At 61.4% G+C, this 22,930-nt stretch carries 22 protein-coding genes; 7 read left to right on the forward strand and 15 right to left on the reverse strand.

Going from position 1 to position 22,930, the window contains the following annotated elements; genetic code table 11:
- Positions 1-155: 155 nt before the first annotated feature.
- From GNZ13_RS30105 to GNZ13_RS30140, 8 genes are all read right to left on the reverse strand, one after another.
- Positions 156-2,504, reverse strand: coding sequence for a DNA methyltransferase (locus GNZ13_RS30105; protein ID WP_172171384.1), 2,349 nt, complete (start codon positions 2,502-2,504; stop codon positions 156-158).
- A gap of 2 nt (positions 2,505-2,506) precedes the next feature.
- Complete coding sequence (locus GNZ13_RS30110) at positions 2,507-5,227, reverse strand: DEAD/DEAH box helicase family protein (protein ID WP_172171386.1); 2,721 nt, start codon at positions 5,225-5,227, stop codon at positions 2,507-2,509.
- 134 nt (positions 5,228-5,361) lie between these two features.
- Positions 5,362-5,640: an HU family DNA-binding protein gene (locus GNZ13_RS30115; RefSeq protein ID WP_172171388.1), complete on the reverse strand. Its 279-nt coding sequence runs from the start codon at positions 5,638-5,640 to the stop codon at positions 5,362-5,364.
- A gap of 136 nt (positions 5,641-5,776) precedes the next feature.
- Positions 5,777-6,016, reverse strand: a complete 240-nt coding sequence (locus GNZ13_RS30120; RefSeq protein ID WP_172171390.1) for a hypothetical protein — start codon at positions 6,014-6,016, stop codon at positions 5,777-5,779.
- Between the two features lie 508 nt (positions 6,017-6,524).
- A complete protein-coding gene (locus GNZ13_RS30125; protein WP_172171392.1) occupies positions 6,525-8,375 on the reverse strand; it encodes a site-specific integrase in 1,851 nt (616 codons plus the stop codon).
- Positions 8,376-8,379: 4 nt separating this feature from the next.
- Entirely contained in the window at positions 8,380-8,667 is a 288-nt protein-coding gene (locus tag GNZ13_RS30130; protein WP_172171394.1) for a hypothetical protein, read from the reverse strand.
- A complete protein-coding gene (locus GNZ13_RS30135) occupies positions 8,664-8,987 on the reverse strand; it encodes a hypothetical protein (protein ID WP_172171396.1) in 324 nt (107 codons plus the stop codon). Before GNZ13_RS30135 ends, GNZ13_RS30130 begins: the two co-directional genes overlap by 4 nt.
- Positions 8,988-9,012: 25 nt before the next feature.
- The gene (locus GNZ13_RS30140; protein WP_172171398.1) at positions 9,013-9,783 is read right to left on the reverse strand and encodes a hypothetical protein; all 771 of its coding nucleotides are present in this window, start codon (positions 9,781-9,783) and stop codon (positions 9,013-9,015) included.
- Positions 9,784-10,138: 355 nt separating this feature from the next.
- Here GNZ13_RS30140 and GNZ13_RS30145 point away from each other — a divergent pair, with 355 nt between their 5' ends.
- The 6 genes from GNZ13_RS30145 (at position 10,139) to GNZ13_RS30170 (ending at position 15,513) form a co-directional block, all read left to right on the forward strand.
- Positions 10,139-10,417, forward strand: coding sequence for an HU family DNA-binding protein (locus tag GNZ13_RS30145; RefSeq protein ID WP_028371196.1), 279 nt, complete (start codon positions 10,139-10,141; stop codon positions 10,415-10,417).
- A 664-nt stretch (positions 10,418-11,081) separates the two neighbouring features.
- Positions 11,082-12,269: a ParA family protein gene (locus GNZ13_RS30150; protein ID WP_172171400.1), complete on the forward strand. Its 1,188-nt coding sequence runs from the start codon at positions 11,082-11,084 to the stop codon at positions 12,267-12,269.
- A 2-nt stretch (positions 12,270-12,271) separates the two neighbouring features.
- Complete coding sequence (locus tag GNZ13_RS30155; protein WP_172171402.1) at positions 12,272-13,246, forward strand: ParB/RepB/Spo0J family partition protein; 975 nt, start codon at positions 12,272-12,274, stop codon at positions 13,244-13,246.
- Positions 13,247-13,592: 346 nt separating this feature from the next.
- On the forward strand, positions 13,593-14,816 hold the full coding sequence (locus GNZ13_RS30160; protein ID WP_172171404.1) for a hypothetical protein: 1,224 nt from the start codon (positions 13,593-13,595) through the stop codon (positions 14,814-14,816).
- A 101-nt stretch (positions 14,817-14,917) separates the two neighbouring features.
- A complete protein-coding gene (locus tag GNZ13_RS30165) occupies positions 14,918-15,196 on the forward strand; it encodes a ribbon-helix-helix domain-containing protein (RefSeq protein WP_007182877.1) in 279 nt (92 codons plus the stop codon).
- The gene (locus GNZ13_RS30170; RefSeq protein WP_172171406.1) at positions 15,196-15,513 is read left to right on the forward strand and encodes a type II toxin-antitoxin system RelE/ParE family toxin; all 318 of its coding nucleotides are present in this window, start codon (positions 15,196-15,198) and stop codon (positions 15,511-15,513) included. The genes GNZ13_RS30165 and GNZ13_RS30170 overlap by 1 nt, the downstream gene beginning before the upstream one ends.
- Positions 15,514-16,050: 537 nt before the next feature.
- On the opposite strand, the gene GNZ13_RS30180 is transcribed toward GNZ13_RS30170, so the two are convergent.
- The 6 genes from GNZ13_RS30180 to GNZ13_RS30205 all read right to left on the reverse strand — a co-directional run bounded on the left by GNZ13_RS30180 (position 16,051) and on the right by GNZ13_RS30205 (position 19,534).
- A complete protein-coding gene (locus tag GNZ13_RS30180; protein ID WP_172171408.1) occupies positions 16,051-16,761 on the reverse strand; it encodes a DUF7673 family protein in 711 nt (236 codons plus the stop codon).
- Between the two features lie 4 nt (positions 16,762-16,765).
- Positions 16,766-17,011: a hypothetical protein gene (locus tag GNZ13_RS30185; RefSeq protein WP_172171410.1), complete on the reverse strand. Its 246-nt coding sequence runs from the start codon at positions 17,009-17,011 to the stop codon at positions 16,766-16,768.
- Positions 17,012-17,460: 449 nt separating this feature from the next.
- Positions 17,461-17,823, reverse strand: coding sequence for a single-stranded DNA-binding protein (locus tag GNZ13_RS30190; protein WP_097397481.1), 363 nt, complete (start codon positions 17,821-17,823; stop codon positions 17,461-17,463).
- Between the two features lie 45 nt (positions 17,824-17,868).
- On the reverse strand, positions 17,869-18,168 hold the full coding sequence (locus tag GNZ13_RS30195) for a hypothetical protein (protein WP_172171412.1): 300 nt from the start codon (positions 18,166-18,168) through the stop codon (positions 17,869-17,871).
- Between the two features lie 50 nt (positions 18,169-18,218).
- Entirely contained in the window at positions 18,219-19,052 is an 834-nt protein-coding gene (locus GNZ13_RS30200; RefSeq protein WP_172171414.1) for a DUF932 domain-containing protein, read from the reverse strand.
- 62 nt (positions 19,053-19,114) lie between these two features.
- Positions 19,115-19,534 carry an antirestriction protein gene (locus GNZ13_RS30205; protein ID WP_172171416.1) on the reverse strand — a complete coding sequence of 140 codons (420 nt, stop codon included), beginning with the start codon at positions 19,532-19,534 and terminating at the stop codon, positions 19,115-19,117.
- Between the two features lie 227 nt (positions 19,535-19,761).
- On the opposite strand from GNZ13_RS30205, the gene GNZ13_RS30210 reads away from it, so the two are divergent.
- A complete protein-coding gene (locus tag GNZ13_RS30210) occupies positions 19,762-21,834 on the forward strand; it encodes a ParB/RepB/Spo0J family partition protein (protein WP_172171418.1) in 2,073 nt (690 codons plus the stop codon).
- Between the two features lie 345 nt (positions 21,835-22,179).
- On the opposite strand, the gene GNZ13_RS30215 is transcribed toward GNZ13_RS30210, so the two are convergent.
- Entirely contained in the window at positions 22,180-22,701 is a 522-nt protein-coding gene (locus tag GNZ13_RS30215) for a hypothetical protein (RefSeq protein ID WP_172171420.1), read from the reverse strand.
- Positions 22,702-22,930 lie beyond the last annotated feature (229 nt).

Here is a 22,930-nt window from a genome sequence, read left to right on the forward strand (position 1 = left end):
CACCGTTTTACCCACCCGTCAAGCTGGGGCTTTGTCGCCAATTCGACCGCCACTCAAACTGCCTGTGCCCCGTCGTTTCCGCAGCCAAGCCCGGAGCCGGGGTGACCCGACTCGCCTGTGACGTGCGATCCGGTCGCGGCGGCGGCCGACAGTTGCTATCCAACGTTCACTGGCACCAAGGTCATCGTGTCGTTCCCGAATATATCAATGACCTTGACGGCGATCGTATAACGACCGGGACGCTCATAACGGTGCTGTGCGGTGGTCAACTCGAGCTCCCGGCTTTGCCGGATTCGGAAGCTCTGCCACTCGTTCTCGAAAATATATCCGCCCGTCCACCGTTCTTCGAACGGAGGTAGTTCGCCTTGTTCAGGGTCGATGCTCGGTAAGACGCCATCTACGCCCAAACCGCGAGGCACCTTGATGATTTCCTTGCGGCTCGTGTAGTCGAAGTCTACCGCCCAGTAATCCACCCAGTCGGTCCAGTGCTTGGTGAGCTTCTCCTTCTTGACGATACCATCCTTGCTCTTGCTCACCTTGTAGAGCTGTCCCTGTTCGCACATCACTTCGCTCTTGCCCGCCTTGAGCGCGGCGATCGCCGCCTCCGCCGCGCCTTGTGTGTAGTAGACCGAGAAGTCGGTTAGCTCGATTTTGACCGCGAGCTTGTTTTTCTTGTCGTATCGAGGCGTGGCTTCGACGAAGCTGATGTCGTGGAACACCACCTGTCCCTTGTCCACTGCCCGCTTGTCGAACACCTCAGCAGGGATGTACTTCGGGGCGAGGTCAATCCCCTTGCTGCGGGCCTCTTCCAGCACGGCCGGGAATAGCCCCATCTCGAACTCGAAAGCCAGCACGTCCACACGGGACGCGCCGCGCTTGCGGCACTCCGTTATGACCTCTTCGACGAACAATCTCCCAACTGGCAGATTGATCGGGCCGATCACAACCAGCCGCCCACCGCGAGCCCCGTGGAAAAAGCCGTCCTGCGGCTGTGTACCTTCGTTGCCACCAAAGCCTGTCGCCTTGTAGGCACGCAGAATTAGCTCGCGGAACTCGCTTTCTTTGTGGGCGAGGGCTTGGGCCTTCTGTTTTCCCGTCAGCCGACCGCCGACGTTCAGATAGGCTTGTCGCTCATAGCGGCCAAGATTCAAAACCTCGAAGGCGCGAAAGTCTTGCTCGGCGGCCCGCTTCTCGCGCTGCACACCGATCAGACGCTTACGTGTGGTATGTATGCCGAACTTACCTAGGTCGGTGGCGATCCATTTTCGCCCTAGCTTCTCAGCGACGGCTGCCGTCGTCCCGGAGCCGCAGAAGAAGTCGGCGACCAGGTCGCCTTCGTTGCTACTGGCCCTGATGATGCGTTCGAGTAGCGCTTCAGGCTTCTGGGTGGCATAGCCGATGGCTTCCTTCGCTTGGGAATTGACCGCGTTAAGGTCATCCCATATGTCTTGGACTGGGACGCCCGGCATCTCGTCCAGATATCGCTTATAGCGAGGCACCGCACCCTCACTGGGTTGAACGATTCGGCCTTCCTCATAAAGCTTCTGCATGGTTTCCCGCGAGTAACGCCAGAAGCGTGTGACGCCCAGAAACTCGTAGCTCGGATTTCCTTTGCTAGAACCACCAGGGCCGATGATGTTGTCGAGCTCGTAGCGTCTTCCTGAGCTCGGTTCCACCTTTTTGTAATGCGTTCTCAGATACTCGTCTGAGTAGGGTGCGTATTGAACATTCCACTGATATCGTTCGCCCTTCGTGTAGAGCAGTATCACGTCGTGCAGTCGGCCGAGGTGTTCGGACCCTTGGCCGCTGTCGCTATGTGCAGTCTGTCGTTTCCAGATGATCTGGTTTACTGCGCACTGCTTTCCGAACACTTCGTCCATCACTCCACGGACGTAGTGCGATACGCCCCAACCCATATGGACGTAGATCGTGCCGTCGCTGGCGAGAAGGTCTCGCATAAGAATTAGACGCTCATAGAGCATTGAAATAAAGCTATCCGCTCCGCGCCCCCAAGTGTCGCGGTAAGCGATTTGCTCGAGCAGGTTCGCTTCCTTATGGAAGGTCTCGCCGCCGATCTCAACGTCCATGCTGAAATCCGCGCCCACATCAAAAGGTGGATCGATATAGATCAGCTTGAGGCCGCCTGCGTCCTCAATCTGCTGACGCAGCGCGCCGGCCTTCAGCGAGGACAGGATCAGTTTGTTGTCACCCCAAATCAACTTGTTGGTCCAGCCGCGCAACTGACGACCACGGCTATCGAACAGATCCTCCTGCACTTTAGTTTCCGCGCGTGGCTCGTCGATGTGCTCCAGCGTCTGGAAAGGCAGTACGGTGGTGCACACATCTCGCGTTTTGCCGTTCCAGACCAGTTCGACGTCGCGCTTGTCCTCGAACAGGATGAAGCGGTATTTCTCCGGGAGTACTTTGCCTTGCTGGATCAGCGTAACAAGATCACGCTGCTCGGCATCGCTCAGTTCATATGATTTTTTTTCTTGACGTGCCATCGTCAACCCTCTTGATATTCACGAAATGAGCTCGCCAGTCCCGCAAATGACGACGGCTTGTGTTGCTCAAAACTATCTTGATCGACATAGACGAAACTGTACCGCGTCCCGCCCTCCTCTTTGCTGGCCTCGGTCGCGTCAGCGCACCACTGCCGGAGACGTGCCATTTTCTGCGGCACGTCAAGTTCCACGCGACCTTTGGTCTCGACGATCCAGACCGTCCCATCCGTGGTGCGCACGATGAAATCGGGCGTGTAGGTCGAAAGGTCGCCGTTGGCTTTTACATAGTCAAGCTTGAAGCCCACGGCCATATAGTTCTTTCCGAACGCCTGCACGTCGGGCACGCTTTCCAGAAATGCAGCAAAGGCCAGTTCCAGCCCGTCCGCATTTCCCTCGCCTACGATCCGGTTGAACACAGAGCGTTTGGCAGAGAGGAATCCGCGCGGCTCCGTGCGGAAGGGGCGCGTATCGCGCAGCCGGATCTGGCCGTCGATGCGGGAGCCGCCACTGTCGTGGATGGTCAGCGCGTTGATGGCGGCCCGGAAGTGCTCAAACAGGACCTTGCCCACATCAGGTTCAGATAGGTTACGCATGATCACCGGATCATCCAGATCGACTGGACCGGTGAAGAGGTGATCGCGCATGAAGGTTTTCACCTTCGGATAGAGCTGATCATAGCCGCCCACCAGCCGCAGATCTTTCAGAAGCTGGCGGGCAAAGAAACCGACCACCGCGCGGTAGTCCGCCGTGCCGCTGCTGTCGAGCTGGATCGTGTGATCCACTTCGGAATCGAGCATCGTCTTGAAGACGATCTCGCGGGTCTCTTCTGGCGTGAAGGCCTTGATAGGCAGCTTGGGGTTGCCAAACAACGCGGGATTTAGTTCAGCCAGGTCTTTGAACTCGCGATTGAAGCGGCGGGTGAGCCGTGGCAGGGCAATATCTAGCGCGTCAAGGTCTTTGTCATGGGCTTCCGTGTCCACCTCGACAACGAGCGAATCCTCTCGCTCGCGTCCCCGCGTTCCGCCCATTGGTACGCGCTCGAAGGTCACGCCTTCGCTTTGGATGGATTCCACGAATTCCATGAAGGCTGGCGTCCCCATGACCGACACGGTCTCGCGCTGGTCGCTGCCAAAGTACATGCGGCGCAGGCCGCGCCCCAGGGTCTGCTCCGGCAGGATATTGCTCTTGGCGGCGAAGGCGCGCAGGCCGACAATGGTGGTGACGTTGCGCACGTCCCAGCCTTCCTTGAGCATCAGAACCGAGACAATCGCCTTGTAGGGCGACTTCCAGGTGTCGATCTCGTTCGATTGCCTGCGCAGGATCTCCAGTTCTTCCTTGTTCTTGCTCGAGGCCGCCTCGGAAATCTCCCCGTTGGCCTTGGTATGAATCACAAGCACCGCGTCCTGCAATTCCGGGCAAATCTTCTTCAGGTACTCGCCCACCTCGTCACAGTTCTTGGTGTCATCCACCATCACGAACAGCACGGCCTTCTTGCCCAGCTTCTCGTGCTCGCCGTAGCTCTTGCGCCACTCCTCGACGCCGAGCTGCAGATAGTCGGCATATTTCTCCGTGATAAGTGGGCTCTTCTGCTCGGCGAGCTTCGCCCGGCTTGCCACGTCGGGTAGTACCGGGTGCTTCACAACGTTCTGTGCGATCGCCTCGACGAGTGGATAGTCGCTCACGGTCTGCACAAAGATCGCCCCATTGTCGTGGCGCGGCGTTGCCGTCACATCCACCTGGATAGTCAGCCGCAAGTCTTTCTGCAGCAGCCGATGGTGAATGTCTTGGATGCACTGGAACCACGCGAGCCGGTTGTCGTGGATATGGTGCGCCTCGTCATTAAACACGGCGAGTTCATCAATCTCGCGCACGATTTCGCCGAGATCGGTGTTGCTATCAGTCGTCTTGCCAACGGGCTTTGCTCCGAACGGCGAGAGGAAGTAGTCGCGCAGGTCATCATCACCCAGCGAAGGCTCCGACACGTCACCGAGATAGACACGGTGAATGTTGGTGAGAAAAATGTTTCCCGTCGGACGGACGATGCGCACGTCGTCTTGGATGTGCAGCGCGATCTGGAAGTCATCCCGCCAGTTTTGGCCGGCATATCCATTGTCGGGCAGCACGGGGTCGCCGAAGAAGATACGCAGGCCGTCAAAGTCGGTGCGTAGGCGATCAAGCACGATGATGTTGGGCGCGATCAACAGGAAGTTGCGCGCGAGCGACGAATCAGCCTCGTAGAGCTTGTGAAAATAGCTCCAGGCCATCAGCAGCGACAGCACCTTCGTCTTGCCGGCGCCCGTCGCCATCTTGACCACGAAGCGCGGCCACTCCTCATCGAACATATTGCTTGATACCGCGCCGGAGGCATCGAAGCGCAACAGGTCGAACTTGTCGCGTGCGCCGCGGACGTCATAGAGCCAAATCACGGTTTCGACCGCCTCGCGCTGCGCGAAGTAGTAGCGAAACTGGCTTTGCGTGCCGTCGGCCTGCTCGATCAGGTGATCTGTATCGAACCACCATGTCAACAATGCGCGTGAAGTGGCTGAGCTGCCAGCATAGGACGTGTCACGCCAAGCTTTGACCTCTTCGCGAATCTTGGCGACCAACGGCGGCAGCAGCTTCTCATAAGCGGTGCTACGAAGTTCCTCGGCCGCTGGGAACCACCGATGTTCTGGAGGCAGAGTTTCATAGGGGGATAGCGGGAATTCGGGATGAAGTGCCATAAAGAGGCGTTCCTACTCTTGTTATTTATGGGTGGGCGTGCGCGCTTGGCATCGATGAGGCCCGATAACCAGCGGCGCACGAACCGCGACAGTCTGTTGGCCCGCTCAGACGGCCGGCGCGATGTCAGACTTCATCACGACGCGTTCACCACCTCCTTGAACAGCTTGCCAGGCGTGAATTTCACCGTCTTCGCAGCGGGAATCTGGATTGCTTCGCCGGTGACCGGGTTACGGTCGACGTGTGCGGCGTGCGCGCCAGTCGAGAACGAGCCGAAACCGATCAGCTGCACGGTTTCTCCCGCGGCGATCGCCGTGGTCACCGTGTCGACAATCGCGTCGATCGCCTCATCGGTAGCGGTCTTGCTTTCACCCGTCGCCGCAGCGACCATATCAATCAGATCCTGTTTGTTCATTGCATGTCCTTTCGAGTGTTCACGAGACCGTGGCCACAGGTCGCGGCGCCAGAAGCCCGCCCTACCGCACGGCGGCGCATCCACGCAAACCGCGCGGCCGCCTAGTCGCACCAGATATCCTGACGTTACCTATGATTCAGGAAAATAGCGGCAGCGACAGCGCAGCTGGCTGACGGGTACGAGACGCCGGAGAACGGCGAACCGCCCGCCCGGATAGCCCGGCGCGGACCTGCCCGAGGCAATGGGTCAGGTCACACCAGTCGGGCTGCGATGACGCCACACCGTGCAGCATCGGCAGCGACTGCTCCAGCCGGTCGAGCAGCTCCGGCAAACTGGCGTTGCCTGTCCACTTTCGTTTCAGTACGCGTTTTCCCATAGTTGCCCCCTCTTCTGATGGAAAAGCCAGCATATCGGTGCATCGCCACGCGTCGTCGGATTCGGGTGACAGCTCTCGACTCGACCTGTCCACTCTATCCTTGGGCGTCCACCGCGTGCGGCCGCAGCATGTCCCCGGGATCACCACATCGCTCGGATAAGCACAGGCGGGTTGCTCGCCGACCGCTCCGGTCCCACGCCGGCAGCCAGTGTTCGCCATGCAAACACGTCCTTTCCAAAAACCGACGATCGCCGGACGATTACACGCAACATCGTTTGTTCCGCTTCGATTACTCGCGCGAAGTATACGGCCACGCGCGCCTGTCGTCCTACTGCGTTGCACCCATGCCTGTTCCGCGCATCGTCTTCGTGCAGGTCACTTTCGCGCTCACTGGCTGCTTTGCCGGGTCGACATCGCGCTACGGTACCGGTCATTCTCCTGCTGCAGGTGGTCGACACGTTCTCGCGACCCGACCTGGTGATACACCGGCAAAAACCCACCTGGCCGGTTATTTCTGTCCCGATCCGGTCAGCCGCGAGTGATACTTTGAGACCTCAGCGCGCATCCGCCGCCGCTCGGCTGTCACGTAAGTTGTGGTGGTCTGCAGTGACGCGTGCCCCATGATTCGCTGCACGACGTCGAGCGGGACGTCGGCGGCTACCGACTGCGTGCCGAACGTATGCCGCAGCGCATGAGGTGAGGTGTGTGCGAGTTGCCGGCGCTCGGACTCGTTGAGATCCGTCAGGTGCTCGAGCATCTGACGGATCGCCCAGCTGGTGAGTCCCCGTGCACCGCGCACTGAATACCCTTCCTGCAGCGGCACTCCGGCCACATCCTCTTTGCCGTCATCCAGTCCAAACTTCCTGCGGGCCCTTTTCGTCCCCGGTATGACGAGCGGAGCGATGAGCGGTGCGTCCACGTCTGGCGCATTGAAGTCGAGCCCGCGGTCGCGCCAGTGCGCATGCAGCGCGGCGATGCACTCATCGCTCAACGGTACGAACCGCTCCCTGTCGCCCTTGCCAATGACCTGCAGCAACCACGTCGGGGGCACCTCTCCGTCCGCAGGCAGCCACTCGAGCGCCGGGCGCCGTATCGCCGCAGCCTCGGCGATACGCAGGCCCGAATCGCCCATGAGCAGCAGGAGCGCGCGTGCCGCGCGCCAACGTGCCCCCTGGGGACCGGAACTGCCGGTGCGATCGGAGAGAAATACGCGCACGCGCGTCCACAGGTCGATCGGCAGGGCGCGATCGATCTTCATTTTCTGCGCGCGCCGGACGGCCCTCGGATCCTTCACGGCCCGCCACGGATTGCCGGCCAGATAGCGCACGTCGACCAGCCAGTCGAACGCGGCCCGGATCGCACGTACCGCGTACCGCTGACTGTCCGCAGACAGGCCGCCCGGCGCGAACGGACGCCACCGGCCCGAGGTGCGCGACACCGGCGGACCGGTAAAGGCGGCCGCCGGCGCGGCCAGAAATGCCTTGTAGGCCTCGCAGTCTTCGACCGTCAATGACGACAGCGCCACGCCGCGCTGCGTTGTTGCCCACAGCACCAGCCGCTCGAGCTCGCGTACGTACGCGCGCTGGGTGGCCGTCTGTCCGGCGTAGCCGGCCAGGTAGGCCCGCACCGCGTCGAGGTCGTGGCGGGCCCGGACGTACGGGAAGACAGGCGCACGGTTGGTGCCGTGCTCGCCGGACAGCGCGTGTGGCAATGCCATGCGCTCGAGCGGCGCGAGCTGCCCGCTGGCCGGTCCGATCACCACGATGTCGCCCGGTGCAACGAGCGGCGCTGCGGCATCGACGTCGGCCGCAACCGTCACGCCGAGCGAATCGACGTGCCGTCGCAGCCACGCGACGATCACCCGCGCACGGCCGGGCCCGATGCGCGGCACCGAACGCCACCAGCTGCCGCCGCGGCGGTTCGCAACAGCGACGAGCTCGGCAAGCGTGTGGATGCCCTCGCCTGCCAGGTGCCGCGCGATCAGCGGCCGGAACCACAGGCCGACGGCGTGACCGGCCAGCGGCTCGGCGACGGCGAGCCTCGACGCCTGCTCGACCATCTGCAGCGAGGCACTCGCCAGCCGCGCACTGCCGTGCTTCGCGATCGAGGCGCGCAGGTGGTCGGCCAGCACGGCCGATCCGTGCAAGATGGCCAGCTGGACCAGATCGTCGCGCATCGTGCGCAGGAATCGCTCAAGCTGCTCCGGCTCGTCAATATAGGTGGTGGTGTCGCTGTCGAAATACAGGCGCGCGATCTTCGCGACCGGCACGCCCTGCACCCGGGCGCGCAGGGCGGCGAACTCGGTACGCGAATAGGTGCGCGGCGGGGGTAGCGCGAGCTGTTGTGGGTGGTTCGCCATGGGATCAGAACAGGGCGACTACCGACGACGCGGTGCTGAGCAGCACCGCGACTGCGGTCAGAATGGCGGCGACGGTGTTCAAGCGACCGACCTCCTGATTCGCGCGGAACTGGGCGGCCCGCCACGCCTGCTGCGCGAGTTCCGGCACGACCGGCATGATGGCGTTCGGATCGCCGTTCAGCGGATCGACCGGCACGCGCGTCGACTTCCCCCAGTACCAGGCCGCCGCCAGGCCGAATCCCAGGCCGCTCATCGCGAGCCCGAAGGCGGCAACCTTCGTCGTGCACGTCATCCAGTCACTCCCCGTGCCACCAGCATCCGATATTGCGCGCCGACCACGTCCTGAAGGCGCCAGTCGTTCGTCGTCAGGCCGACGTGAGCCAGCATGCTCCGCACGCGTTCGATGGCTCGCTGCCACGACTCGGTGTCGTCGCCCTCCGTGAGCTCGAGCGCGTCGTCGATCGCGTCGAGCAGGTGGCCGATCGCGTCGTCGTCGCGAGCGGTGCTGTCGCTGTTCCGGCGCCAGGCCACGAAGGTCTGGCGAACCGGGTACAGCGCATCGCGGTCACGGTCGGTCAGCAGCGTGCACGCCTCCTTGCGGTGTCGGTTCATCACCCGTTTTGCCGTGCAGGCACGTTCAGCGGACCGTAAGCGTGCGGACAAACAGTTCCGCCCACTTCAGCACATCGAACACGAGGGGCTTCAGGATCGGCTTGCTGCCGTGCACGTCACCCATCTTCGAGCGCAACGTCTGCATCACGAAGGCGCCCTGGCTGAGCGCGCCCCTGAAATTCCCTGCAAGCTTCGCGGCCGTTTCGGTATCCCACCCGAGCTCGCGCAACGGCGTCTCCAGCTCCATCACCGCCGCCAGCGCCCGGTTGCAGCCTTCCTGAAACGACCTGGCCGGTTCGCCCAGCCGGTAATCGGCATAGACGGCCGCCACCGCGGAATCCACTGCCCCGCAAGCCGCTGCAATCGCCCCACCCAGATCGCCATCGCGAAAGCGCTGCGCAGCCCTGGCCAGATCGGCGCGCGGCAGATCCGGCACACTCGCCAGTTCGGCGGGATCGAATAGCTGCAGCGGAATCAGGTGATTCTCGAGCAGGCCCCAACCGTGCCGCGCTAGCTGTTCCTCCAGCGCCTCGCGCAGGTCCGGTCGGCGTTTCAGGACCTCTTCGGCGACAAGGATCACGAAACGCTGCCGGGCATCCGGCTCGAGGTGGCCGAGCTGGCCCTCGACCGCGGACAGCAACTGTTCCTTGGTGGCGCCCTTCTCCGGCTTTTGCTGGAGGTGGGCAAGGGGTATGAGGTCCAGTCCGGCCAGCCCGGCGATGGTCTTGATGTCGGCGAACGACACTTGTGCGAGGCTGGCGCGCACGGTGCCCCACGCGGCGGCGGTAGTTGGCATTGTCTGGCTCCTTGGCGTGGTCGGCGGTCGGCCAATGCCTTCAGGGGTTCATCGCGACCTGATACGGGTAAACACCTATCAGGCACCGGCTTAGGCCGGGTTTAAAGCAGATTATTCATTATTTACTCATTAAACGCCATGCCGCTAACAGGAGTTAGCGGCATTGACCATGATGTGCCCCTATCTTTTCAGGGTCCGGCGAGCCACGTGTGACTTCATCAGGCACCGCGCGCTGGGCAGAGGTGACCCACCCGAAGTGCCTGTTGCTGCGAGACTGGCTCGCCCGGCGCTGATTGCGCGAAGGCCCACCGATCAGGTAGGGTGGCGGCATCACAACCACAACGAGGAGGCAGCAATGAACAAGCAGGAACTGGTGGATGCGGTTGCCACGAAGACCGGCGACAGCAAGGTCGCCACGGGCGAGACGATCGACGCGGTGATCGCGGCGATCACGGGCGAACTGACGAAGGGCAAAACGGTACAGCTGATCGGATTCGGCTCGTTTTCGACGGGGGCGCGCGCCGCACGGGTCGGACGCAATCCGGCAACCGGTGCCGAGATCCAGATCCCGGCCGCGAAGACGGTGAAATTCACGGCAGGCAAGGCGTTCAAGGATGCCGTGAACGGCGCCTGACAGTGACGCAATGCCACCGGTCGGAGATGTGCCGGCGGCCAGCCGTTGCGGGAAGATCTCCGACGGGAGACGGCTCCTTTTTCGAGGTCGATCGTCCCGCAACCGGCCTGGACAGTGCAAACGGGTGTTCCAGCGGTACCGGGCGGCCGCCGCATCACAACGCACCGCTGGTGACGCCATGCTGCGGCTCCCGTTATCCGGGCTCCTCGCCCTGCCCTCCCCGCGGCGCATCGGCTGCAAGGGACGGCCGCAGCGCACATCCCAGGCAACGCCCCGTGGGGCGCGCTAATGCCCGGATGGTCAACCGCCGGAGCGACGACGAATCGCTGAGGCGCGCTAGCTACCACCCGCGCCCAGCCTATCTGTTGGTACGGGGACGTTCTTGCACGCGGAAAAGTACGCGAAAAAGAGTGGAAGCCGACCCCGCCAACAGGATCGAGACGTAGCGCGGCGGTGGTCTCATTCCGTCAACTACCCTGCCTCACTTCACGCAGATTATTAGGTTTTTGCGCGAAACCGCCTGCCCAGGCGGCTCTGAGACGGTACATCCCCAAAAAAGTTAACTTGCGTTTACCGTTTACGACGGCTAATCTCCGTGTCAATTCGACCGTGGCGGTCCACTCTTGCCGAATCGGTCCAATCATCGTGAACGGTAGGAACGTAAATGGACATAACCCTCGCTCACCCCGGAAAAACCACCGCGGACGACCTCATGCGCCTTGCGCAGCTGTCGGACGTGATGCTTCAAAAGATCCGGGACGAGATGCTTGAGCCCTTTCCCCGAAAGGAGGCGCCGCTCATTACATCGGCGCGCGTCCAGGAGATGTGCGGGATCGACAAGCAGCGAATGGCCTACGTTCTGAAAAAGGGTGAACTACCAGAAGGACGACAGACCCGACCGGGCGCTCCGCGCTCTTTCTCCGTCGCCGAGACGATCGAATGGATCAAGGCTGAACTCAAGCCTGCACCGCGTCAAGGCCCGGCCAAGGTGCTGGCCGTCGCCAACTTCAAGGGTGGTGTCACCAAAACTACGACCTCGACATTGCTTGCGCAGGGTTTGTCGATGCGGCGGGGGCGCCGCGTGCTCCATATCGACCTTGATCCTCAAGGAAGCGCAACAACACTGTACGGCATCAACCCCCATGCAGAGGTTGATTCTTCCCAGACAATCATGCCGTTGGTCGAGGCCTATCTTAGCGATCAGCCATTCGATATGCGGGCGCTCCCCACTCCTACCTATTGGCCAAACCTTGATTTAATCCCGTCGTCCACGGAGCTGTTCAATGCTGAGTTCATGCTCCCGGCCCGAGCGTCTGCGACCGAGCATGGGGTGCGATTCGAACAGGTTCTTCACGACGGCCTCGAAGGCCTGAAGGACGAGTACGACTACATCATCATCGATACTGCGCCGACGCTTAGCTACCTGACAATCAATGCGATCTTTGCCGCAGACGGCGTAATCGTCCCTGTCGTGCCCGACATGCTCTCCTTTGCCTCGATGGTGCAGTTCTGGCACCTGTTTGCCGACCTAATTAACGGGATGAAGGCTTTTGGCGACGAGCGGACAAAGGAATTCGATTTTGTCGATGTCCTCGTCACGCGTTCCACGCCAAAGGCGGCTGCGCAAGTTTTGCAGGCCTGGATTTCGCAGATATATGGCTCCCGAGTGATCCCTGTTGAAATCCCCGAGACCGATCTTGCACGCAACACGAACATGCGCTTTTCCACGATCTACGATCTCGCGAGCTACGAAGGGGGCGCGGAGACGCTGCGGCGCATTCGCTCGCCAGTCGACCAGCTGGTCGATCGTGTTGACGACAAGGTCAGTGCGATGTGGACACGAGGAGCCTAGAAATGTCTTGGATCAAGGATCAAGCAGCCAAAGCCGCGAACATTCAGCTAACGGAGGCTGACCAGGCACGCGCCACTGCGACAAAGCCCGGCGGCCCCAGGACAGCTCCAGGGCAGCTGATGCACTTGCAGGCAACAGCAGCCGCACAACGAGAAGAGATCGAGCGCCTCAAGACCGCGCTTCAGGGGGCGGCGAAGGCCAAACTTCCCGTAGCTCGCCTCCATGAGGTCCCCGGGCGGCGCAGAAACCTGACTGCAGAGCAATACAGCGAACTAAAGGCGAACCTTGAAAAGTACCCACTTTCAACGCCAGTCAGTGTCGAAGAGCGACCGGACGGCGACTGGGACATTGTCGCCGGCAACAATCGCGTCGCCATTTATCGCGAGCTTGGACGCGAGGAAATTGAGGCGAACATCCTCAATATCGACCGCTCGCTGGTTGAGAGAGTCGCATTCTTTTCCAACCTGCTGTCGCCGTCGCTTTCGGACTTCGAAAAGTATTGGAACTTCAAACGGCTGCAGGAAGGCACTGAGTTGACGCGTCAGGACTTAGCCGAAGCCGCAGGGCTCGCCAAATCGCACGTTAGCCGCATCTTTGCCTTCGAGGGTCTGCCTGACGAAGCCAAAGAAATTCTCGCGCAGCGACCTGAGCGGCTCGGCAGCCATGCGGCGGCGAAGCTTGCAACCGCGACCGGCGCCGGCAAGGCAGCCGAAGTCACGCAGGCAATCCAGCGTTTGGTCGAGGACGAGGCATTTACTCAGGAGAATGCCGTCAAGCTCGCCACCGCAAAGCCGAAGGCTCCCGACACAAACGCCCGTGAGACGCTGGTGGTGAAAGTTGGGAAAAAACGCTTTTGCGAGATCACCGCTCGCAATGGCGTGATTGGTGTGAAATTAACCGACGAGGCTGATCAAGCCGGGCAGTGGGCCAAGGAGATCCAGGCGTTCATCGAATCGAAGTTGAAGCAGCGCGAGTAGAGCGCGTTCCCACTGGGAACTTCTTTTGATTCAATGGTTTGGATTTAGCGATCAGGCGGTCGCGAGATGCATTAAAGCCGGTTCCCTCTGGGAACCATCGAAGAAACAAGCACTTATGAAGTGCCAATGAAGAACCGGAGCCGAAATGCCTAGCTTCTGACCGTAGTAAAAACAAAAGCCTTCGGCTGGAACCGAAGGCTTTTGAATATTGGGCTTGCTGTCGCTCACCCAGCTGCTGCACTTCCCCGACTGGAATCGGGCAAGGGACCAAACACCTCGAAGTGTAGCGGAACGTGATTGGCAGTCAAGCATGTGTCATCCATTTTTTCGAAATGGACGTGTAGACATGCCTATCGCGCAACACTTCGTTGCCGGCGAGGGGGACATTCGCCCTCACCCGGCTGATCCGGCAGATATCAAAATCGATGCCGACGCCCTCGCCGAATTCACCTGCGACACCACCAATCTCCCGTGGATCGTTTTTCGCGCCGCGCATCGCGCCGCACATCTGCACGGCGTCCCCGCCCGTGCCCGCGCCCTGCTCTCGGCCCTCGCCCGCACCGTCGACGCCCATCGCCCTTACGCGGCGATTTACGCGCGCCGCGAACTGCTTACTGGCCGCGCCATGCAATCCATGCGCACGTTCTATCGTAGCCTCGATGATCTCGAAACCGCCGGCCTGATCGTCCGCCCTCCACAGAGGCGCTATGGCGAGGCAGGTCTGTTTGGTCGCGCCTACCTCCACCTCACTGAGCCGGCTGCCCAGTTGCTCGGTCTCGTCGAGCCGCCGGCCATCGCCAGCGACCCCGAACCGGATCACCAGGAGGCAGTCGCCCCCGCGGTCCGTTCCTTGTCGCAGCCGTCTGCCAGCGTGGCAGACGGTGCTATATATAAGGATCTTTACCCTGCTTCTTCTCAAAAGAGACAACCGGGCCAGCTTCCCAGCGACCTCGAGCGCCTTCGCCGCCTGGGATTTCATGAATTCCTGATTTTCAAACTCATGCGCGAAGCACGCGAGCACCAGAAGCTGCTTTCCGATGTCGTTGACGTCGCCTGGGAACACCTCCGCAAAGCCCAGCGCCCCATCAACTATCTGCGCGCGCTGCTGCGCTCGACCGCTGATTTCGCCTGGCAGGCTCGCAACAAACGGCAGGCAGCGGCCCGACGCCACGAGGCCGACCAGGAAGCGCTCCGGGTCGCCACTGTGGTCCAGCGTAATGTCGGCGGGATCTTCTTCGACTGCGATACCTCGCGACGGATCTGCGTGGCCAGCGACGCCAGCACGGTCACCGTCCACGAATGTGGGGAGACTGCACCACGCGTCAGCGCCGGAAACTGGCAGGTGGATTTCGTTGCCGCGATCGAAAGCGGGCACCTCGTTCGGGCCACGCCGGAGCGGGAGGCGGCATTCGAAAGCAAGCGGCAGCGGGGCAGAGAAGACCGGCAGGCAGCACCGCGTCCTCAGCCCACCTATGCGATGCCGCGGGTCCTCACCGAGGCAGCAGGCGAACGGCTTGCCGAGATGAAGAAGGTGCTGCGTGCGACCGTTGCTGGCGTTCGTGCACACTGACGCCCGTGAGGGTGTGCAGCCGCCTGTCGGCGCGCGGACGGCTTGCAGGTCTCGAAGGCAAAGTGTAGGATTAAATCCTACTCTCAGAAGGGAGACTTCCCGTGCGATCAACCCAACAATTCAGCATCACGCTGCCCAACGAAATGGCCGAGGCAGTCAGGTCCAAGGTGGCGGCTGGCGAATACGCGACGGAGAGCGAAGTGATCCGCGATGGACTCCGGGCGCTGCTCGCGCGTGACCGTGCAGTGGAAAGCTGGCTGCGCGAGCAGGTCGCGCCCGCTTATGATGCACTGAAGGCTGACCCGTCTCGCGCCATCGGCGTCGACCAGCTGCGCGCGTCGCTTGCCGCTGAACACCGCAAGGCCATCGAAAAAGCGTAATGTCCTATACCGTCGTCTTTACACCGGAAGCGCAGGAACAGCTGCTCGAGCTCTATCGCTACATTGCGGCCGCAGCCTCGCCGGTGACCGCGGAACGCTATATCAGCGCAATCATTACGTACTGCGAAGAGTTGCGGACATTTCCGCATCGGGGCAATCGCCGGGATGACATTCGCGAGGGCCTGCGCGTCACGAATTACCGCAAGAGGGTAGTGATAGCTTTCGACGTCGACGCGGAGCAGGTCTCTGTGATCGGCATTTTCTACGGCGGACAGGACTACGAGACGGTCCTGCAGGACAATACTGACGACTCGTGAAAGCGCCAGAGTACAAGATGTAGTCGCCGGTGCGCGCACCACACCGCACGTGTTGCGCCATACCGGGCGCCCTTCTATGAGGAGGCGGAAAAGAAGCGCGTCCGACGCACACTCGCCGGCGACTATCAGCGGATGTCCGACGCCGGCGCGCTGTGGTCTGAACACCAGTAATATCGCGGCCTTGGGTCGATCCGTCCCGCCGAGGGGAGCCCGGCACGTCCTGACTCAGCAGACCAGACTACTCCCGGGTTTCCCAGATCTTGCCCAGACCTGCTACTTCGCAAAGGATTGCCCAGGCAGCGTAGGGGATATGCGACTCCTCGCTTATCCATCGCCGAACCTGCCGGCCGCCCCCTTTTTCGCTCAGACCGACCAAATCCGCGACTGCCCGACCGGTTAGTCCCGTGCGACCTATGACCTCACGAATCTCAACACCGGTTGGTTGCTGCCAGCCTTGTACCCACGGCAGCAGACATTCGGGGCGAATGCGTGTGTGGAAGTCGTTATTCATTTTTCCTTTTCCGCTCAGTCTATTTATTAAAGCCACCGTGGCGGGAGTTCGCCTGCCTTTACGTCGATAGGGCCGGCGCGGTGATCGCGAGGCGCCCATGCGCGACGATGCAGGTCCAGAAGATCACGGGCCATGCTCTCCGAGTCTGCAGCCGAAAAGTGCAGTTCGATCGGCAGCTGGCGGGCCGGGTCCCCGTCGATCGCCACCACCAGCGTGATATCGCGATAACCTGGTGCTTCCTGATTCGTCACATAGCGGGCCTGATAGCGCTCGCCATGAACCGGCGCCGGCTCCGGCGCGGGGCGTTTGTCCAAATTCCAGCGCGCGATTATCTGCTGCCAGCGCTGCTCACCGCCAGGAAAATAGCTGTGCACCTCGACGGTTGGCCGGTGATCGAGTCGCAGCACGGCGAGACAGTGCTCGAAAAGATCGTCCTCCAGCGCGCGCAGCGCCGTGAGATCGAACCGGTAGTCGGTCCCGTTGTACAGGCCCGCGAGAAATTCCGCGACGGTCTCCGCCTGTTCGGTGCCGCCTTCGGCCACGTCGACGAGCTGCAGGAGCGAATCGAGGCCGCGGTCACGATCGCTGGCGCGGATCTCCACTGCGCGCTGCGCCGGTGTCTGGCCGCCGTGCGCGTTCGTAAAGAATTCCGTGACGGTGTGCTGGAATGCCTCGAGGAGGTGCTCGGGTACGTCACTGGTGATCCGGTGTGTTTTCGGGCGGGGCGGAATGTTCATGGTGTTACCTTGCTTGTCCGGAGTAGGGGACTTCGACCGCGTACCCGCGGTCGGTGATAAAAGGGGCGATGCCGAACGGCACCGTTGCATCGGGCGCATCGACCTGCACAAGCCCGACAACCATGCCGCAGAAATATTCGCTACTGTACCGAACGCCGGTTCCTCGCTTCCGCGCGCGCCGGGCCACAACCATGTGTACCTTGAGACGAGCCAGTCCGTCGGCGCCAGCGTAAATCGTTCTGCCTTCCATCTCTGGTCCTGTTGATTGAGTCCGTGTATGCGATCGTACGTCACCGCTGGCCTCGGCGGTCCGCAAGCCGATCCAGGATCCAGCCCCCACGGCTTCGCCGCGGAGGAATCACGCAGCCTGCGGCTGCTTGACGACCCCGCCCCCGGTCTGCCTGCGCTGTTCCGGATCGTCCCGGCGCTACTGCGCCGCGCCGGCGCGCTCCCCACGCCTTTCGGCGCGGGTCCCCGTGCGCCTCGATCCGGGCGCGCCGGCGCGCGCGTGACGCCTGCGGTCATCCGGGCTCAAGGTTTGGCAGGAAGGGGGATCCCTACCGGAAGGCTGGGACGCGCACGCCGCTGAGGCTATTTTCAGCCAAGTACGCGCCTGAATGAAATACAACGCCGCCCAAGGTTTCAGGGGCATTTCCTGTACCGGGCAACAGCCCCGGCATGAACCGGGGCCGACATGGATTATTCCTGACGCCGCGCGAGTTGCGCCCGCTTGAGTTCGCCCGGCGCGCCGAAGTCGAAATTATCGACCGTGAAGTTGTAGCCGTAGCGCTCGATGCCTTCACCGTCCGTGAAATCGTTGTTCGACAGCTTCGCCTCAACGATCAGTTGATCGCCCTTCAGAACGTTTCTGGCGATGGCCTCACCGCGCGAACCAAAAGCGGTGAACTGAATTCTCACCTGACGCTCTTTCGCTTCGCCGCTGCCTTCGTCGCGACCGGCGTACTCGTTGGAAATCAGTGTGAATTTGGTCACCTTTGAATCTCCGTGATTCGCAAGCACTGGGGCGGCGGCAACACGGCCAGTAAAGAAAAGCTTGTTCATGACTTGTACTCCTGACAGTTTGAATGAAACAGAGGAAAACTTTCGTTAAAACCCTGACTCGGGTAGGGCAGGCTGCGGGGCACGGGGCGGCACACGATCAAACTCGGAGAGAGCGTTGCGGGCTATCGCGCGCAACTCTTCCCGGTGCATGTCGATTGGGTGCCCGTCGCGGTCCCGCATGTTGGCAATCCGGTCGAGTGCTTCGGCGGAGCGCGCGGCGGCATCGGCGGACAATGCCATGCGGAACAGTTCCGAGCGCACCAGGGAACGATCGCCGTATTGATAGACGGCCAGCAGCGGAAGGAGGGCGGTCAGCCACGTTGGGCGGATGTGAACGGTATCCATGTCGGTTTCCATAGTGAGGTCATGCCCGGCCCGAAGGCCGGGCGCACCTGTTAGCCGCGCAGGCGGCACAGTTCGTCGGCGAGCACCCAGAGGGCGCGGTTGAGCCTGATGTTCTGGTCAATGCCGGTTACGGCTCGGGTTGTGGTTGCCCGGCCAGTCGCGTTACGACCGCGCAGGCCGCCGTTGATCATGTTTTCCTGCACTCGATTTAATGTCGTCCACAGGTCCGGTGCGCGATCCTCCATGCGATGCGGTGTTAGAAGTTGCTGCTCAGTGATGGGCGCTGGCTTGTCATCGTCGTACCGCAGCGTAAGCGCGGCCCGCGCGAAAGCGGTCTGTTCGCCGTGGGTCAACGCCAGTCCGGCCATCCCCTCACGCTGATGGGTCGCTGCCTCGAAGCTGTCGAGCACCTTGAACGCTCCTTCGATCACCTGGCCGATCACGTCGCCCTTGTGAGGCACGCGGATATCTCCAATGGTGTCTCCACAGACCATCCCGTTCTGACAGACGAACCGGAACATCCCGGCGAGCATCTGGTAGCTGCTGCTGCCATCGTGGCTGTTCAGGAGGATGATTTCGTTAGCTTCACGGCCCGTGATCTGGTCGGCGTGGCGCAGGCGGACCATATGTTTCGTGTGCGCGCGCTTGTCGTCGGCGCGAACGCGGGTCTGACAGGCCATGAAGGGCTGAAAACCTTCCTTGCGCAGGCCGTCCAGTACGTCGCTGGTTGGAATGTAGGTGTACCGTTCTGAGCGGCTTTCGTGCGCGGACAGCGCGAAGATCGACGGGGCAACCTCTGCAATCTCGTCATTCGTCAGCGGGCGATCCGAACGTGTGCCAACTGCGTTGCGTCCGAAACGGCTTGTCAGGTAAGTGGTGTCCATGCTGTTCCCCAATATCAGGATCAGCCCCAGCCCACAGGCCGGAGCCGTGAGTGGTCAATACGTCAGTCGATGGCGCGCAGGATGTTGGCGGCCTCTACGTGCTGCGCCGCGTAGGCGCGAAGCGCATGGTAGTGCTCGATGATCCTGTCGTCCTGGCGCAGTTCGGCCAGATGGCACAGGGCAAAGAGCGTCACAACGATGCCGAAAGCGTCGGCGCCCATCATGTCGTTGTAACCGTTCATATGCCACCGGACATGAAGCCGTCCGCATCGCTCAGGAGCCATGTAAAAACCACCGTTCGACAGTTGGAAGAAGATCCACGAACCACCGTCATAGGCGCTTGCGAGTCGGCGCGCCCACTCGTACACCAACACCTCGCCACGCAGGTAGTGCGAACCGAGGTAGTGCGGCAGGAAGTTGAGACGCAGTTCGTCGGGAACGACAGACGAGGTGATCGCGTCAACAGAGATTTCTTGAGTCATCGGTTTCTCTCCGGTTAGTGACCGAAAACAGTTCGGCCTCAGTTCGTAGTATAGGGCAAATTGCCCTATACACAAGCTGATCTGTTAGTTTGTTTTGAATTTGTTTTAATTGAATCTTCTCGCTGATTAATAATTAATATGAACGTCCACCTTTATTTATAGGGCAATACGCCCTATTATGATTGTGAGGCCGGAGCAACTTCTGGTCACTAACCGGAGAAAAACCGATGGAAGCATCTGAACAAAAGGCAGTCGCGGCAGCTAGCAGCGTCCCGGACGCGCTGGAAACCAGCTTCGGCAGCGAAGCGCAGATCGAATATGTCCCGTACGGACGGCTGTGCCGCTCGCCGCTGAATGTCCGCAAAAAGGCACCCACCGGCATCGAGGCGCTGGCCGGAACAATTGCTGGGAAAGGACTGATACAGAATCTCGTCGTGCACGAGATGAAAGGCCGCGAAAAGGTGCCGAAGCTTGGCGTGTGCGCCGGACAGCGGCGGCTGGCCGCGCTGGATCTGCTGTTTTCGCAGGGGCACATTACTAAGGATTACCAGGTGCCGGTGCTGATCGTCAGTGATGGCGAGGCGGTGGCCGCGTCGCTGATCGAGAACCGGGAACGGGAAGCCATGTCGATCGCAGATGAAAGCGTCGCGTTCCGCCTGCTCACGGAGGAGGGCAAAAGCGTGGCCCACGTCGCGGCGCTGTTCAAAGTGTCCGAAATGGTGGTGCGCCGTGCACTGAAAATTGCGAACCTCGCTCCGGCGCTGCTTGACCTGCTGCGCGACGACAAGCTGGACTATGAGCAGGCGAAGGTGCTCGCACTGGCCGACGATCACGCGACGCAGGAACGCGTGTGGAACGATGCCCCAAATGCCTGGCAACGCCGACCATCCGAACTGCGCGCAGCGCTGACGAAAGCGGAACTTGATGCCAGCGAGAATCCGCTCGCGAAGTTTGTCGGGTTGGACGCTTACGAGGCCGCAGGAGGCTATGTGCGTCGCGATCTATTTTCCGACGACCAGAACGCCGGATACATCGCGGACGCGGACCTGCTGCATCGGCTTGCGACTGACCGCCTGATCGAGCTATCCCAGGCCGTAGCCGCTGAGGGCTGGTGTTTCGTGGAGACGCGGACCCGCTGTTACCAGGCCGAACTGTTCCAGTACGACCGGATCGCATCGACCACACGCAAGCCAACCAAAGCGGAAAAGGCCGAGCTTGCGAAGCTTGTTGCCACGCGCGACGAGGCGAAGGCCGCGCTCGATGCGTATTACGCCGATCAGGACAGCGAGGAAGACGAGGCGCTTTGGGAAAAGCTGGACAACGCGCTCAACGATGCTTCGGCTGCTGTTGACGCCTATGCCGAGCGCTTCGAAACGTTCGCCGCCGACGACATGAAGCAGGCCGGTGCGTTCGTCGCCATCGACGAGGACGGGAAGGTGCAGATCACGCGTGGCCTGCGCTGCCGGGAAATCAACGACGCAGACGCGGGCAGTATTGCGCAGCTCGCGCATGCGCAGCGAAATCGTGACCTGCCCCCGAAGGCCAAGCCGCTGCACGGCGAAAAGCTGTGCAAACGGCTTACCGCGCACCGCACGGCTGCGGTACAGATCGAGCTTGCGCAGCAGCCGACCGTCGCGCTGGCCGTGCTGATGTACCGGATGATTCCGGCTGTGTTCGATGACGTGTACGGACAGTCATACATCGATCATGCGGTGCGGATCGACGTGCATACGTCGCGCGATGCGTTGGTGTCGAACGCCGACGACATGGCCGACAGCGCTGCATGGAAGGCGCTTGAAGTTGAGCGGACGAAGTGGAGCCGGATGCTGCCGAAGCGCACCGATGAACTGCTCGCGTGGCTGCTGCAACAGGACGTGGACGTGATGTCGAACCTGTTTGCATTCTGTGTGGCCGCGACGGTAGACAGCATCAGTCCCGTTGACCGGGCGCACCCGGTCAACGAAGTGGCGAACACGCTGGAACTGGACCTCACGCGCTATTGGAAGCCAACGCGTGCAGGGTATTTCGAGCACGTCTCGAAAGATCGTATCGTGACGGTTGTCGGCGAGACAATTTCGTCGCAGGCCGTAGGCGAACTGCGCGGGATGAAAAAGGGGGACGCCGCCGCTGCCGCCGAACTTCGCATGACGGACTCGGGCTGGTTGCCGGAAGTGCTGCGCAACCGTGAGGTGCCGAGACATGTCACGTACCGCCATTGGGAGGATGACGAGGAAAGCGATGCCGACGGCACGCAGGATGAGTGCAACGACGGGGATGCGGAGGAAGCCGAAGCCGCCTGAGCCGTGATGCACTTCGCGTAAGTGCAGGTTGTCACATGCCGCCGTCCGGGTGAAAGCCGGGGCGGCTTTTTGCTTTAGGAGTACTGCACAGGAAAAAAAGAAGCCGGTACGAAGACCGGCTTTCCGAGGCTCCTACCGCGTGCTTTTGGGGGCCAAGCAGCGGCAGGGCGATTATGCCAGGGAGCACGCCTGAAGGCGCCGCGATTTGCGAAACAGAATGTAACTGCGTGGTGTGAACCAAGGTGGTATCGCGCGCGCCGCGCGCCCGTATCGAGGGCCACGGGGACCCATGCAGAATGCATGGGGAGCGGCCCGACCCGGCGCAGCGCGGCGGGGCGATGCGGTTCACGGTTTCGTGTGCTGAGGATATTTTTTCTTGAGCGCGTCAATATCGGCATTGCTCACGCGAGGTTCGCCGTACTGTTCGGCGTAGAGGCGGTTCAACTGCATGCTTGAGAGGTGGGGATTCTCAGACTGCAATTGCTCGAAGGTTTTGATGCGAGTCTGGGCCGGTGCCGGTGCATCGGTCGTGGAAGGCGCGGGCTTGTGCGGTTCGAGAGGGGCTGTTGCCCGGGAGGCTGTCACGGGGGCCGGGACGTTGGGGCGGGCTGCCGCAGCGCCGGATTTGCGTCCGGAACCGGGCGTAGAGGCGGTCTTTCGAAGCCTGTACAGAGTTCCGTGGAACGTCCGAAGGGAGATATCGAGTCCCTGTTCGCGCAAGGTATTCAGGATATCAACGGCGGGAACGCGAGCGGCGAGCGCCGCCTCGATGTCTGGAAGGAGGGTCTTGAGATGCGAAGCCTTGCTGCGTTTCGGGCTTGTGCTGGCAAGGCGGCGCAGCGCGGAAGCAAGCTGTTCGTGATCCATTGGGAAAATGGCGAATAAATGTAGTATGGGCGTAGTATGAATGAGGACAGCATGTAGGGGCAAGGTTGTAATGTGTAGTATTCCGATGCAATGCGTGATGTACTGGTGTAGTAGGGCCGTAGAATATGCGTAGGAAATAATGTATGGCGAAAGCGCGGCGAGGCACGTCGAATATGTTTACGCAACGCTACGCGTTCCGTAAAATATTCCGTGCCAAAGGGGCGAGCCC

Origin of the sequence: Paraburkholderia elongata, from assembly GCF_013177735.1 — a bacterium.
Lineage (GTDB): Bacteria > Pseudomonadota > Gammaproteobacteria > Burkholderiales > Burkholderiaceae > Paraburkholderia > Paraburkholderia elongata.

Coding starts and splice junctions, on each gene's coding strand:
- GNZ13_RS30135 (WP_172171396.1), bottom strand. CDS start 8,987: ATGAACCGACACCGCAAGGAGGCGTGCACGCTGCTGACCGACCGTGAC.
- GNZ13_RS30215 (WP_172171420.1), bottom strand. CDS start 22,701: ATGGATCACGAACAGCTTGCTTCCGCGCTGCGCCGCCTTGCCAGCACA.
- GNZ13_RS30145 (WP_028371196.1), top strand. CDS start 10,139: ATGAACAAGCAGGAACTGGTGGATGCGGTTGCCACGAAGACCGGCGAC.
- GNZ13_RS30125 (WP_172171392.1), bottom strand. CDS start 8,375: ATGGCGAACCACCCACAACAGCTCGCGCTACCCCCGCCGCGCACCTAT.
- GNZ13_RS30115 (WP_172171388.1), bottom strand. CDS start 5,640: ATGAACAAACAGGATCTGATTGATATGGTCGCTGCGGCGACGGGTGAA.
- GNZ13_RS30160 (WP_172171404.1), top strand. CDS start 13,593: ATGCCTATCGCGCAACACTTCGTTGCCGGCGAGGGGGACATTCGCCCT.
- GNZ13_RS30150 (WP_172171400.1), top strand. CDS start 11,082: ATGGACATAACCCTCGCTCACCCCGGAAAAACCACCGCGGACGACCTC.
- GNZ13_RS30185 (WP_172171410.1), bottom strand. CDS start 17,011: ATGGAAGGCAGAACGATTTACGCTGGCGCCGACGGACTGGCTCGTCTC.
- GNZ13_RS30105 (WP_172171384.1), bottom strand. CDS start 2,504: ATGGCACGTCAAGAAAAAAAATCATATGAACTGAGCGATGCCGAGCAG.
- GNZ13_RS30170 (WP_172171406.1), top strand. CDS start 15,196: ATGTCCTATACCGTCGTCTTTACACCGGAAGCGCAGGAACAGCTGCTC.
- GNZ13_RS30140 (WP_172171398.1), bottom strand. CDS start 9,783: ATGCCAACTACCGCCGCCGCGTGGGGCACCGTGCGCGCCAGCCTCGCA.
- GNZ13_RS30205 (WP_172171416.1), bottom strand. CDS start 19,534: ATGACTCAAGAAATCTCTGTTGACGCGATCACCTCGTCTGTCGTTCCC.
- GNZ13_RS30180 (WP_172171408.1), bottom strand. CDS start 16,761: ATGAACATTCCGCCCCGCCCGAAAACACACCGGATCACCAGTGACGTA.
- GNZ13_RS30155 (WP_172171402.1), top strand. CDS start 12,272: ATGTCTTGGATCAAGGATCAAGCAGCCAAAGCCGCGAACATTCAGCTA.
- GNZ13_RS30110 (WP_172171386.1), bottom strand. CDS start 5,227: ATGGCACTTCATCCCGAATTCCCGCTATCCCCCTATGAAACTCTGCCT.
- GNZ13_RS30195 (WP_172171412.1), bottom strand. CDS start 18,168: ATGGATACCGTTCACATCCGCCCAACGTGGCTGACCGCCCTCCTTCCG.
- GNZ13_RS30210 (WP_172171418.1), top strand. CDS start 19,762: ATGGAAGCATCTGAACAAAAGGCAGTCGCGGCAGCTAGCAGCGTCCCG.
- GNZ13_RS30120 (WP_172171390.1), bottom strand. CDS start 6,016: ATGGGAAAACGCGTACTGAAACGAAAGTGGACAGGCAACGCCAGTTTG.
- GNZ13_RS30200 (WP_172171414.1), bottom strand. CDS start 19,052: ATGGACACCACTTACCTGACAAGCCGTTTCGGACGCAACGCAGTTGGC.
- GNZ13_RS30130 (WP_172171394.1), bottom strand. CDS start 8,667: ATGACGTGCACGACGAAGGTTGCCGCCTTCGGGCTCGCGATGAGCGGC.
- GNZ13_RS30190 (WP_097397481.1), bottom strand. CDS start 17,823: ATGAACAAGCTTTTCTTTACTGGCCGTGTTGCCGCCGCCCCAGTGCTT.